Consider the following 12,642-nt stretch of genomic DNA (forward strand, 5'->3'; position numbering starts at 1 on the left):
GTGGAAAGATTGCATGCTACTATGTTGCCAACTTGCCCTCCAACACTTGGACTTTATGGCTTAAAGCAACAACAAACACAGCCAACAAAACAACCACAACCACCAATCCAGTGAAAGCAGAAATTTCTATCCAGCTTAACGGGGGAACCTCAAAAGTGCCTTCTGGCTGAGCCGATGTTGCTGTTGGTAGCGGGGATGAGGCAGAAGGTAACGTGGGGTCAGGTGAGGAGGTGTGGTTTGGCGTGGCTTGAATGGTGACTGAGGAATCGGCGAGGTTTATTGTTTTGGTGCCGCTCCAGCCGCTATCGCTATCATAAGCCACTGAATCCACGTAGTAACCGCCATACTCTGGATTAAGCGGATGCTGAATCGCCCAACTTTGCGCGGCGTGCCCAACTAATGCTTCTACTTGGAAGTCCAATTGAGCGCTGTCGGGCAGATGACTTAGGGGGTATCGTGGATTTTCGTCTAGAGGCAAATTTACGGTGGTGTATTGACCGCTTGATTGGATGGGTGTTTGGAGCGCCAGCGGCATCTCTTGGGTGTATAGGTACTGGGAGTAAGTCCATGTTTCTGTGTCCCAATCGTATCGCGCTGTAGGCAGCTTCCAAAGTGGGTATAGTTCCGTCCAGTTACCCTCAAAATGCGGTCGAACACGAATGTTATAGTAGATTGAGTGGTTGCTGCCTATTGTGGGCTGGTTTGTCATGGTTATTTGTATGGTCCGGTTGGGGTGCTGTGTGGTTGTGGTTTGGCCCGTGTAGGGGTCGGTGGTGGTAGTACTGTAACTTGCAGGGACATATTTTATGGTGAACTGGGGCACCGCTGGTTTAGGTACAGATTCAGCGCTTATTGCCCCTAAACAGCCGAGGGCTACTCCACCAAGCAGCAACGCAATCAGGAAAAAGCTGCAGGTTCTATTCAGCGCCACTTTGCTTTGCCTCCAAAACCCTAATTCTTCTTTGCATCAGAACAAGAAACACAACCAGCAGCGCAACCACGGCAACCAGCACAGCAAAAGCAACCGGCTCTATCCAGTTCAATAGGGGTGCATCTGATGCCGTGGCTGATTGGGCAACGGTTGCAGTTGGCGAGGGGGAGACAACAACCGAATTAGCGGGTATAGGTGTCGGGGTTGACATGGAAGAGGGGGTTGAAGTGGAACCTAACGGGACATTTGCTGGAACACTGACGCTCTGTGTGCTGCTCCAATCGCTTGTTTCCCCACTAAACATCCATCCGCCAAAAACGTAGACATGCCCATAATAGAAGTCGCCTAACATTGCTCGAACCTGAATTTCAGTTTGGGTACCTGCAAGATTTGGTACACCCCATTGACCCTGTATGCTGAGGGTTAATTCGGTGACCTCGGAGTTTGTTGTCTGCTTTGGGTTGGGACCGTCATAGGTGACATTTTGCCATTGATGGCCGGTATTCTGGTTTTTTATTTGGATTTGATAATAGAGCTCCCCATGGGAAGAGTCAAACTGTTGATTCTTTATGGTTAAAACTAGGTAGCTGTACTGGTTAGTGTAGCCGATGTCAGCGACGACTTCGCCTGTGTTTTGGTCTAAATGATAAGTCGTGTTCAGCGTAAAAGAGGGACCATCAAAGGTTACGGTGAACTGGGGCACTGACGGCTTAGGTATGGATGCTTGAGCGTTTACAGCGCCCAGACAACTGAGGGCTACCCCACAGAGCAGTAACGCAATCAGAAAAAAGCTGCATGCCCTATTCAGCGCCATTTTGTTTCCGCTCCAAACCCCTGATTCTACTACGCATAACCCACAGAACCAAAAACAGCCCCAGAACCAGCACCGCCAACAACACAAGAGCAAAATCGCGTAAGTCCAGCCCAAAAGGCAAAGCGGATTCCGTCACTGGCCGAGCAGGGATTTCAGTTGGGTTTTGAAGGGCTGCACTTGGATCAGGCGTCTCGGTTGCAGTGGAGGTAGGAGGGCTGGTATTTGCGGAGGCTTCTTTGGGGATTGTTAACGTTTGGGTGCTGCTCCAGCCGCTTGATTGGCCATGAAAAAGGTTGTAGGTTCGAGGGCTATCCATAGAAGGGGGTACCGTAAATTGAATGGGTTCCTGTGTATAGTAGCCGATGAACGCTTGAACCTGAACATCTACTTCCCCGCCAGACGTAGGGTCAGGAATTCTAAAGGTGTTGTATGGGCCAAATTCTCCTGTGCCATTATTGTTTTTGAAGCCTATTTTCATCTTCGTTGTCTCTGCAAGTGGACTCTGCTGGTCCTCGGCGTTAGCCTGGTCTGCTAACAGGAATGCCCCATAGTAGGAAGTTGTGTTTATACTAAACCAGTAGTTGCTTTCGGAAAAGTGTCCTCGCCACCGTACATCAAACATCAACTGCAGTGTTTCGTTCCCATATCTTGTTGGCGCAAATGGCTGGTTCTTTATGGCAACTTCCAGGTACTTAATTTGGATATGACTCCCAGGTTGGGTAGTTACTACTTGCTTTCCAGTAAACTGGTCTGTAGAATATGTGCTCGTGGCTGGAGTGTCATAAGAGGCATCAACGAAGGTTACTGTGAACTCTGGCACTGACGGTTTAGGAGTAGATTCGGCGCCTACTACACCAAAATAACTGAAAGCTACTCCGCCCAGCAGCAACGCAATCAGGAAAAAGCTGCAGGTTTTATTCAGCGCCACTTTGCTTTGCCTCCAAAACCCTAATTTTTCGATGCATCAGAACAAGAAACACAACCAACAAAGTAACTACAATTCCTACAATAACAGAAGCGGCAACAGCTAGCCAATTGAATTCAGCGTCTGATTGAGTATATTCTATTGCTGATGATGTAGGCGCGTTGGTATCTGGGGTTTGGGAGCTCGTTTGGCCAGGTTGAGATGAGGCAAAAACTGAGTCCTCAGGTATGCTTATTGTCTGTGTGCTGCTCCAGCTGCTTGTTTCCCCCTCAAACACCCAGGGAAACATATCCAATGGGTCCTGGTTCCCTCCAGTGATATTGGAGATGCGATGCACAGCGCCAATTAATGCTTGAACCTGGAAGTCCACGGTTCCGCCGTCAACGAGGTGGTCCCAGAAGGGATACTCGTTTCGGTCTATCAAGTAATACAGGACTGTGGTATCAGATGCTGATTGGGTTGGATAATAAAGGTCAGGGTTATAGACGGTTATCCAGTCGCTGGTGTATTGCCCCTTTACTTTGACGTTGTAATAGAAAGAGACGTTTTGCCCATCCAGCAAAGTTGAGGTGAACGGTTGGTTCTTGATGGCGAGTTGCAGGGTTCGGTTCATGACATGGTAGCCAGGGGTAGTCACCGTTTTTCCCGAGTACTGGTCTATGCTTGTGGTTGCGGGGACATCGTAGGATAAATCAACATATGCGACGGTGAACTCGGGCACTTTCGGCTTAGGAATTGACTGGGCAAAGGCAGCGGGGAATAAGCTGGCAGCTAATAAAACCAGCAAAAAAGCGAACGTGGAAGCCTTTCTTGTTCTGCCCATAGGTATGTCTCAATAGGTTTTTGAATTAAAGCCTTCTTGTATAGGTTTCTTGTCTAAGCTATTTCTGGTTTTTCTACGATTCAGCAAAACCACAACCGCTAGGGTTAACAGCGCAACCACTATTGCAAAGACCACGATGGCGGTTTGTTCAAAGTCCAAGGCAACTGGATGGTCACCGCTGACGGGGGAAGGGGTAGTGGTGGGGGAATCCGTGGGGGTAGATGGGGTTGTGGGTTGCGGCGCTGGGGAAGCGGCGTTTGCCTTGTAAACTAACTCGTAGTATGCAAAGTGCGTTGGTCCGCCATAGCTGCTCTGGATTGTTGAGAACCGAAAAGTCAACGTGAACTCTGCATGGGGGTTGGTGGCGCCGACGGTTACGCTGCCGGTTTCAAGGGGCTGCGCGGTGCCTGTTAGCAGGTAAACATGAAAAGTGTCTTCTATTCCGCCTCTTGCAGATCGAATGTCCAAAACGAAATCCCCAAAATTGTAGGTCACGGTTTCCCCAAAATTGTACGAAGCCGTAACACGCAAGGTCACCACTGTTTCATCGCCGTCGGTTGCTTGGCTGACTTCCTCATAATCCAAAGATATGCTAGGTACCGGTGTAGGCGGGGGAGTGGGTGTGGAGGTGGGAGTGGTCGTTGGCAATGGGGGAGGGGTGGGGGTGGCGATGATGACGGGGCTGGACAGTGGCTGCACAGGGGTTGCTTCTGCTAACGCGTATCCGGCAGCAAACAGGCTTGAAACTAACAGCGCTATAAAAGCGTAGACCAGATGTTTTTTCAAGTCATTCCCTCATACTTGCGTGGCATTTTTTTGGATAAAAGATTTTTTGTTCAGGTTTCTTGACTAAGCCTTGTCAAGGATTCTGGACTAAAACCAAAATGGGTGGTTTTGAGAATGCTCAACACCATCTCAGCCGCTTTGTTTCCGCTCCAAACCCCTGATTCTGCTACGCATAACCCACAGAACCAAAAACAGCCCCGGAACCAGCACCGCCAACAACACAAGAGCAAAATCGCGTAAATCCAGCCCAAATGGCAAGTCTGACTCCGTCACTGGTCGAGCAGGGACTTCGGTTGGGTTTTGTAGGGCTGCACTTGGATCAGGCGTCTCGGTTGCAGTGGAGGTAGGAGTGCTGGTGGTTGCGGAGGCTTCTTTGGGGATTTTTAACGTTTGGGTGCTGCTCCAGCCGCTTGTTTTCCCTTCGAAAACCTCGGATTCAAAGGGTCCGGGGTCAACGATGTAACCTATCATTGCTTGCACTTGGAAGTCAATTTGGTCGCCTGGTGAAAAATCAGCGGTGACGGGGATATGGAAACCGCAGGTGTATTGGCCATCGGTGGAAAACACAGTTTCCGACCCCGCGGCACGGGGGAAAAACCCTGACCCGTAGTTGGCTGCGAAGGCGGAAATCCATTCGTCCTCGAAATGGCCTTTCCAGCGGATGTTATAGTAGTAGTTAACTTGCGCGCCTGAGTCTGCCGTGAAGGGGCTAAACGCCTCGTTTTTTATGTGAATTTCTATCGCGGAAGCTTTAACGTGGTAGCCGTCGACAGTTATGTTTTGTCCATTATAAGGGTCCACAGTCGTGGTTGGTAAAACATCATACGATTTGTCGATGAAGGCAAGGGTGAACGTGGGAACAGACGGAGTGGCGATAGAGGAAGCAAAAGTTGTTCCAGCCAACAAAGAGGACAGTAACAAAGCAAACAATACAAGCAACCAGGGTTTGCTGTGCTTAGACATAATTAAAGCTGAAGGGAAGTAAATAAAAAGCCTTCTTGTTCAGGTTTCTTGACTAAGCCTTGTCAAGGATTCTAAACTAAGCTGCCCCCGGCTAAGTCTTATAGCCAAAAACCCCCACTATACCTTGAGGGACAGCTTTGAGCCAGCAGCAGGAGAACGCCGTGTACACCATCGGGCACAGCACCCGCACCTTGGAGGAATTCTTGGAGCTGCTGCAGACCTACGGCGTCACGGTGCTCATCGACGTGCGTACGGTGCCCCGCAGCCGCCACAACCCCCAATTCAACAAAGAAACCCTGCCCGAGCACCTCAAAGCCGCCGGCACCAGATACATCCACCTTCCCGGCATCGGAGGATTGCGCCACCCCAAACGCGACAGCATCAACCAAGCCCTGGAGAACCCGAGTTTCCGCGGCTACGCCGACTTCATGCAGACTAAAGAATTCAGCGAGGAACTCCTAAAAATCGTGGCGCTCTCAAGGAGCAACTGCATGGCGCTTATGTGCGCGGAGGCGCTGCCCTGGAAATGCCACCGAAACCTCATATCCGACGCGCTGGCTGCACGGGGCATCCGGGTGCTGCATATCATAAGCAAAACCAGCACCATCACCCACCACCTAAGCGAACTCGCACATGTGGAGGGCACCAAAGTAACGTATCCGCTTTACCCCAAAGAGACCCCGCAGCGGACACTGGGGGATTTTGGAAGTTAGTTTGAAGCTGGAAGTTCCTCGTATAGAGGTTTGATAAATCAAATAAGCAAGGAAGCAGAGGTAATAGTAACCGAGGAAGAAAAATGAACCAACAACGTATCTTCGTTTCCTCGACTTTCACTGATTTGAAAGACTATCGTGCTACCGTGCGGGAAGCAATAAGAAAACTTGGGCACATTGACATTTCCATGGAGCACTTCGGCGCAAGAGATGAAAGAGCTTTAGATGAGTGCTTACGACTAATACGTGAAGAAAGCGATTTCTTTGTAGGAATTTATGCTCACAGATATGGTTTTATTCCAAAAGGCCAGAGCAAATCAATCATTGAAGCAGAATACGAAATGGCAAGCGCAGTAGGACTCAAACGATTTATCTATTTAGTCAATGAAGATGCGCCTTGGCTCCCCTCTAAGCTCGATGATGGAGAGGTAAAAATTAAGCTACGCAGCCTGAAAGACCGACTAAAAGCAGACCACATTTGTTCATTTTTCTCTAACAAGGACGAATTAGCGGCACAAGTCGCAGCAGATTTAGGAAGAGAGCTACAGCTCCTAAGTTTGAAACATGTTTCACAAGTAACATTTGAAAAAGACAGCCCATCTTCAAAATCATGCGACATTAAAACTATTGGTGAATGGAATGAATTTAGGCAGGGAGTCTACGAAGAGTGTAAATTCACTTTCATCGCTCACACCATTAAACCGTCAAGAACAAAAAACCAAAAATTTGACATAGCGATTTATCTCTTGAGACATCAAGCGCAGTCGTTGGACTCTTATGAGTTGGAGGACATTGACCATGCCGAATTTTTCTTGGGACCAAAATGGGATGATAAAATATTTAACATTACAAATAGCGGTGGTATAATCGGCATTTCAGTTTCAGCCTATGGACCTTTCCTTTGTACCTGTAGGGTTACATTAAAAAACAAAAAACAACTGTTCCTAAGTAAATACATTGATTTTGAAATGGAAAGCGTACTCAAGTAAGGCGAGTTTACGCTGACCAGTTCATCAAAGTCTATTGTTTTTGTAGTTTTGCTATGAAGAATCCGTTGCAGTGGTGGATGTGGGGGTAGAGGCGCTGGCACGCTGTGAGGCCCGCCAGTCCGGGCAAGCCGATTTTGGGTTCTATCTCCACCAGCTTAAACTCTGGATGCGCCGCCAGAAATTGGCCGATTACGCCCTCGTTCTCCTCGAGCGTGACGCTGCAGGTCGAATACGCCAAAGCGCCGCCGACGCGGACTTTCTCCGCGCAGTTATTGATCATTTTCTGCTGGATCGCCGCCATGTTCTGGATGCTTTTTGTGCTCAGCCGCCACTTTGCGCTGGGCTGCTTGCCAAAGACGCCTGTGCTGGTGCAGGGCGGATCCAAAACAACAAGGTCAGCTTGCCCTTTGAGCGGCACCGAAACCCGTGCATCCGCCACCAAAGCCTCCGCGTTTTCCGCGCCCATCCGAGCCGTCTCCCGCTGCCAAGTCCGCATGCGCTTAGCCGAGAAATCCACGGAAACGATGCTGCCGCTGTTGCCCATAAGCTGCGCAAGATAGGTGGTTTTGGCTCCCGGCGCCGCACAAACATCAAACACGACGCTGCCCGGCTGCGGGTTGGCGGCTTGCGTCGCAAAGCAGCTGGCTTTATCCTGCACGTAGAAGAGCCCCGCTTTAAGGCTCGGCGAGGTGTTCAGCGTGGCTTTTTGCTCGGTGACTTGGTAGGTGAATTTGAGGTCGGGGACCCTTTGGAGCTTGATGCCTTCGCCTTCGAGTTTCGTTTGGATTTCCTCTTCGGATGCGGCGAGGGTGTTGAGGCGGATGTAGGTGGGCGGGGGGTTAAGGTTGCCCTGCAGAAACGCGGCTGCTTGCTCTTTGCCGAAGAGTTTAAAGCAGTACTCCACAAACCAGACGGGATTGTAGGTTTGCAACGCGATTTTCTCGGCGACTGGCGCCTCAGCGATGAGGGGGGCGACCTGGCGCGTTAACAGGAAACCCAGATACGGCTCGACTTCACGCATGACCTGCCAGCCCAAGATGGCTCGGCCCAGGCTTGCGATGTTTTCGGCTTCTTTAAGGTGATATTTGCCCCAGTTCTTGGCTACGCGGGTCTGGTACACGTAGAGCCGCAGAAACGCCTGGATGCCCTGCTGATAGTCACCGAGGGTTTTTGGCGCCAAGACGGCGTTGATGAGTTTGTCGATGAGGTTTTTGCGGCGGGTCGTCTCCACCACGAGGCTGTAGGCGAGGCGTATGGCCTGAGGATTGTTTATGCCCAGCTGCTGGGTGGTCCGAAGCAGCGCGGAGCGTTCGTTGAGGCGCCGCATCTCCATCCAGCTTAAGGTTTCAATGGCTACTGTGTAGGTTTCCCGCAGCAAGTTTTTTCACAACCAAACCAAATGCGTTGCTACTAAATAAGGGCTTTAGGGCAACCTGATGTAACTGCACATGAACAGCCACATATATTTATGAAGTCTCCAAGGTGCTAGACCCCTGTGTTCCGGAAATGCTCCCAAAATGGAGGTGACCTATTTGTCGAAAAACCGCAGAACCGAAGACATGGACACAAACAGGGGAAAAATGACGGTGCAGGAAGCTGGACGCAGAGGCGGCGCTAAAGGTGGTCCACGTGTCCGTGAACTCATAGAGGAAGGCAAAGAATACGAGGAGGAGTAATGTGCGTGCGGATTTGGTCACACACAATAGTTTAAGCCTCTTTCTCCTTTTCCTTATATGCTAGAGGTGCAAGTTGATTGAATCAACCAATCAGGCGCAGATGCACACCGCAGACCCATGCGGGACAGTACATGTGCGTGGAATGCGGAGAAATCTTCGACACCAAAAAAGAAGTTGAAAACCACCGCCACCAAAAACATAACCCGAATCTGCGCAGCACACGAAGAGAACTCTACGTTTTCTAACATGGTTTTTGGCTATTTCCTGTCTATTCTGCCCATGTGATGTATGGGTTATTCTGGCTGTTTTGTTTAGTAAACACTTTTAGGCGCCACGCTGACTTAACAAGCAAGGTTAAGTGGGATGGCAAGCACACTCGACAAATGGTTCAGTCAACCAGCTATGCCTGCGCCTAAAGCAGAGCAGAAAGCGCCAGCTCCGCCCCCCCAGCCCCAAGCATTGCCGCCCAGCCCCCAGCCCGAGGAGCCCACGGTGGCGGTTAAACCCAAGAAACGGGAACGCCTGCCTTACCCGCCTGTTGCCCCCGATAATTTGCCGCCCTGCTACTTTGTTTCCGCCAGCTACGACGGCAAACAGCGCAAGGCAGTTATCAAGCTCTATGAGCCGGAGATGGGGCAAATCTACTTCTGGTACGATAACACCGGACATTTACCTTACTGCTTAACCAGCATAGCAAAGCAGGAAATGGAGCTCTTCGAGAGGGTGAAGACCCATGAGGGCTTTGATCACTACGAAACCGAGCAGCGCATCGACCCCCTCAACGATAAAGCCGTCGAGGTTACAAAAATCGTCTGCAAAGACCCCCTAGCCATCGGCGGCAGACCAGCCGGCACCATCCGAGACATCATCCCAGAGGATTTCCCTGGAGTCTTCGGAGCCCGCATGCAGGATTCAGGAGCTAAAATCTGGGAATCCAAAATCAAATACTACCAATCATACATCTTCGACCGCCGATTAATGCCCGGCATGGAGTACAAGGTGGAAAACGGCAGCCTCATCCAAGTCGCCAACCACGCCGCATCTGAGAACCTCACCAAAATCCGGGGCCTCTTCAAGGACTGCACAGGGGAGGAACAGGAGTACGCGGAGATGTGGGCTGAGCTGCTTGAGTATCCCGCGCCGATGTTTCGCCGAGCCGCCATAGACATCGAGGTTTACTCGCCTCTTGCTAGCCGCGTGCCCGACGCCCGCGAAGGCATCTGTCCCGTCATCGCATGTTCGATTTACAGCAGCGACGGAGACAAAAAAGTGCTGGTGCTTAAACGCGAGGGCATGGTGATGGGTGACCCAGCGTTGACGGCGGGGCTGCAGGTGGAGTATTGCGAAACCGAGATGGAGCTGCTGAAAAAGGTCTTTGATGTGCTCGATGAGTTTCCCTTTATTTTGACCTTTAACGGCGACGACTTTGACCTGCGCTATCTGGCTCACCGCGCCGCCAACTTGGGCTTCTACAAAAAAGACGTACCCATCGAAATCGGCAAACGCGTCTGCCTGCTGCGCAGCGGCATCCACATTGACCTCTACAAGTATTTCTTCAACCGTAGCGTCCAAATCTACGCTTACGGCGGCAAATACAAAGACGTGGGCCTCGACGACGTCGGCAACGCGTTGATCGGCACCCCCAAAATCAAGCTTGACAAGGACTTCGGCGACCTCAGCTACAGCGAACTCGCTGCGTATTGCCTGCGGGACAGCGAAATCACCTATAAACTCACCAGCTACGACAACGACTCCGCCATGAAACTCATATTGGTGCTCTCCCGCATCTCCAGCATGCCCATGGAGGACGTGAGCCGCCAAGGCGTAAGCCGCTGGATCCGCAACTTTATGCAACGCGAACACCGCAAAAAGGGCCTGCTTATCCCCAACGCCGAAGACATCCTCACCAAAAAAGGCAAAACCTCAACCACCGCCGTGATTAAGGGCAAAAAATACAAGGGCGCCATCGTGGTGGAGCCAAGACCCGGCGTGCACTTCAACGTGGCAGTCATGGACTTTCCCAGCCTGTACCCCTCCATCATCAAAGTCTGGAATCTGGGCTACCAATCCATCTGCTGCAACCACCCCGGCTGCAAAGCCCACACCATCCCCGACACCCAGCACTGGGTCTGCACCGAAAAACGCGCCCTCGAAAGCCTCCTCATCGGTTCACTCCGCGATTTGCGTGTGCGCTGGTACAAGAGCCGCGCCAAAGACAAAACGTTGCCGCCGGAGCTCCGCAGCTGGTATGGCATCACGCAGGGCGCGCTTAAAGTCATTTTAAACGCCAGCTACGGTGTATTTGGCGCCGACAGCTTTGACCTCTACTGTCCACCCGTCGCAGAAGCCACCGCCGCCATCGGACGCTACAGCATCACCCAAATCCTCAAACACGCCGAAACCGTAGGCATCACGGTGCTCTACGGCGACACCGACAGCGTCTTCCTCAAAAACCCCACACGCGAACAAATCGAAGACGTCATCCACTACACCGAACACGAGTTGGGCATGGGCATCGACATGGAGAAAACCTACCGCTACGCCGTGTTTAGCAGCCGCAAAAAGAACTATCTGGGCGTACTCGAGGACGGCACCGTGGACGTGAAGGGCTTAACGGGCAAGAAAAAGCATATTCCCCTCTTCATCAAAGACGCATTTAACCAAATGAAGGCTCGCCTCGCACAGGTTAAGAACCCCGAGGACTTCGAGAAAGCCAAAAAAGACATCGCTAACATCGTCCGCGACCGCTACAACACCCTTAAGCGCCGCGAATGGGCAGACATGAACGATTTAGCCTTCCACATGGTCCTCGGCGACGACCTTGACCGATACACCAAAACCACGCCGCAGCATGTGAAAGCCGCAAGGATTCTGCAGAAGAACGGCAAAGAAATCCGCTCAGGCGACCAAATCAGCTTCGTGAAGGTGCTTAAGCCGGGAAACCGCAATGCATCCGCCGAAGACAACGCAGGCGTAAAACCCGTTGAGTTAACCTCACGCAACGAAGTCGACGTGGACAAGTACGTGGCGTATCTGCAGTCCACTTTTGATCAGGTGCTTGATGCTTTGGGGCTGAACTTTGAGGAAATCATAGGCATGACGCGGCTAGCCAGCTTTCTAGGCGCATAGGCTGCTGCTCCGCCAGTCTCTCCCTCCCTCGTAAAAAGGGCTCAAGGATTATCTGCGTCTGGTTAGGCTTTCTTTATGATGTTTTCAAAGCGCGTGTTGCTTATGGGGTGATGGCTGAGGATTTTGCCGTCTTTAATTATGCAGAATGTGCCAAAGGCGCAGGGTGACTGCTGAGCCGACTCGGCAGTATCGAAGTCAAGCAGCTTGGTTTTCAGCCCCATCTCTTTAGCTGTCTCCAAAATCGCATCTACATTCTTCACCGAGTAGGGACACTGCGGCGAGCGAATGACGGTTAAGCCTTCAGCGTAGTCGGCGGTGGAGGCAACTTTGAATTTGGGGTCTTCTGCGTCGGCGCGGAATTTGAGGGCTAAAAGCTCGAAGTCGGGTTTAGCGAGGTCAACTACGTGGAAGCCCTTTTTTATGAAAATGTCTTTTTTAGCCATAAACGACCCTTTGCGGGTGACTACCGCTACGCCTTTCATGCCTGCGTCTTTGGCTTCCGCAATAACGAGGTCAAGCATTCGGGAGGCGTGGCCTTTGCCCTTGAATTCGCCTTTGAAACCCACGAAAATGCAGTGTATGAACATGTAGCCGTCGGCTTGAACGGGGCGATGCGCGTATTTGCCGGGGATGTACTCGAGCATGCCCTGGTAGCCGCCGGATTTTGAAACCAGCGCCTTGATGCGCAGCCCCAGCGGGTAGTACTGTTTGAACCAGGCGATTTTGCGTTGCAACTCCAGGTGCTTGGCTACGTCTTTGTAGCCGCAGACGCCCCAGTCCGCAATGTTGTCAGGTGTCAAATCAATGATTGTGGTGTCGCTTGAAGGAAGGTTTTGTGGCATACGGTTTCTCCACAAGTAAAGGGGATGCCTGATAGTTTAAGGGTTTAGCTT

At 51.3% G+C, this 12,642-nt stretch carries 13 protein-coding genes; 5 read left to right on the forward strand and 8 right to left on the reverse strand.

The features are described 5' to 3' along the window. Nucleotides 1-19 precede the first annotated feature (19 nt). The 6 genes from NWE93_07190 to NWE93_07215 all read right to left on the reverse strand — a co-directional run bounded on the left by NWE93_07190 (nucleotide 20) and on the right by NWE93_07215 (nucleotide 5,182). Nucleotides 20-931 carry a hypothetical protein gene (locus NWE93_07190; GenBank protein ID MCW4000006.1) on the reverse strand — a complete coding sequence of 304 codons (912 nt, stop codon included), beginning with the start codon at nucleotides 929-931 and terminating at the stop codon, nucleotides 20-22. Further along, nucleotides 918-1,745 (reverse strand): hypothetical protein, encoded by an 828-nt coding sequence (locus tag NWE93_07195; protein ID MCW4000007.1) that lies wholly within the window; start codon nucleotides 1,743-1,745, stop codon nucleotides 918-920. The genes NWE93_07190 and NWE93_07195 overlap by 14 nt, the downstream gene beginning before the upstream one ends. Further along, nucleotides 1,732-2,673 carry a hypothetical protein gene (locus NWE93_07200; protein ID MCW4000008.1) on the reverse strand — a complete coding sequence of 314 codons (942 nt, stop codon included), beginning with the start codon at nucleotides 2,671-2,673 and terminating at the stop codon, nucleotides 1,732-1,734. Before NWE93_07200 ends, NWE93_07195 begins: the two co-directional genes overlap by 14 nt. Continuing rightward, nucleotides 2,660-3,493, reverse strand: coding sequence for a hypothetical protein (locus NWE93_07205; protein MCW4000009.1), 834 nt, complete (start codon nucleotides 3,491-3,493; stop codon nucleotides 2,660-2,662). The genes NWE93_07200 and NWE93_07205 overlap by 14 nt, the downstream gene beginning before the upstream one ends. Nucleotides 3,494-3,502: 9 nt before the next feature. Continuing rightward, nucleotides 3,503-4,279 carry a hypothetical protein gene (locus tag NWE93_07210; protein ID MCW4000010.1) on the reverse strand — a complete coding sequence of 259 codons (777 nt, stop codon included), beginning with the start codon at nucleotides 4,277-4,279 and terminating at the stop codon, nucleotides 3,503-3,505. Between the two features lie 129 nt (nucleotides 4,280-4,408). Next, the gene (locus NWE93_07215) at nucleotides 4,409-5,182 is read right to left on the reverse strand and encodes a hypothetical protein (GenBank protein MCW4000011.1); all 774 of its coding nucleotides are present in this window, start codon (nucleotides 5,180-5,182) and stop codon (nucleotides 4,409-4,411) included. Between the two features lie 197 nt (nucleotides 5,183-5,379). Between NWE93_07215 and NWE93_07220 the strand changes: the two genes are divergently transcribed. Together NWE93_07220 and NWE93_07225 are read left to right on the forward strand one after the other, a co-directional pair. Next, a complete protein-coding gene (locus NWE93_07220) occupies nucleotides 5,380-5,955 on the forward strand; it encodes a DUF488 domain-containing protein (protein ID MCW4000012.1) in 576 nt (191 codons plus the stop codon). A gap of 83 nt (nucleotides 5,956-6,038) precedes the next feature. Continuing rightward, nucleotides 6,039-6,944 carry a DUF4062 domain-containing protein gene (locus NWE93_07225; GenBank protein ID MCW4000013.1) on the forward strand — a complete coding sequence of 302 codons (906 nt, stop codon included), beginning with the start codon at nucleotides 6,039-6,041 and terminating at the stop codon, nucleotides 6,942-6,944. A gap of 31 nt (nucleotides 6,945-6,975) precedes the next feature. On the opposite strand, the gene NWE93_07230 is transcribed toward NWE93_07225, so the two are convergent. After that, on the reverse strand, nucleotides 6,976-8,322 hold the full coding sequence (locus NWE93_07230) for an RsmB/NOP family class I SAM-dependent RNA methyltransferase (GenBank protein ID MCW4000014.1): 1,347 nt from the start codon (nucleotides 8,320-8,322) through the stop codon (nucleotides 6,976-6,978). A gap of 154 nt (nucleotides 8,323-8,476) precedes the next feature. Here NWE93_07230 and NWE93_07235 point away from each other — a divergent pair, with 154 nt between their 5' ends. The 3 genes from NWE93_07235 to NWE93_07245 all read left to right on the forward strand — a co-directional run bounded on the left by NWE93_07235 (nucleotide 8,477) and on the right by NWE93_07245 (nucleotide 11,749). Further along, nucleotides 8,477-8,620 (forward strand): hypothetical protein, encoded by a 144-nt coding sequence (locus tag NWE93_07235; protein ID MCW4000015.1) that lies wholly within the window; start codon nucleotides 8,477-8,479, stop codon nucleotides 8,618-8,620. A gap of 77 nt (nucleotides 8,621-8,697) precedes the next feature. After that, nucleotides 8,698-8,865: a hypothetical protein gene (locus NWE93_07240; protein ID MCW4000016.1), complete on the forward strand. Its 168-nt coding sequence runs from the start codon at nucleotides 8,698-8,700 to the stop codon at nucleotides 8,863-8,865. A gap of 118 nt (nucleotides 8,866-8,983) precedes the next feature. Further along, entirely contained in the window at nucleotides 8,984-11,749 is a 2,766-nt protein-coding gene (locus tag NWE93_07245) for a DNA-directed DNA polymerase I (protein MCW4000017.1), read from the forward strand. A gap of 62 nt (nucleotides 11,750-11,811) precedes the next feature. On the opposite strand, the gene NWE93_07250 is transcribed toward NWE93_07245, so the two are convergent. Further along, nucleotides 11,812-12,591: a YoaP domain-containing protein gene (locus tag NWE93_07250; GenBank protein MCW4000018.1), complete on the reverse strand. Its 780-nt coding sequence runs from the start codon at nucleotides 12,589-12,591 to the stop codon at nucleotides 11,812-11,814. Nucleotides 12,592-12,642: the final 51 nt, after the last annotated feature.

Source organism: Candidatus Bathyarchaeota archaeon (assembly GCA_026014735.1).
Taxonomy (GTDB): Archaea; Thermoproteota; Bathyarchaeia; order Bathyarchaeales; family Bathycorpusculaceae; genus Bathycorpusculum.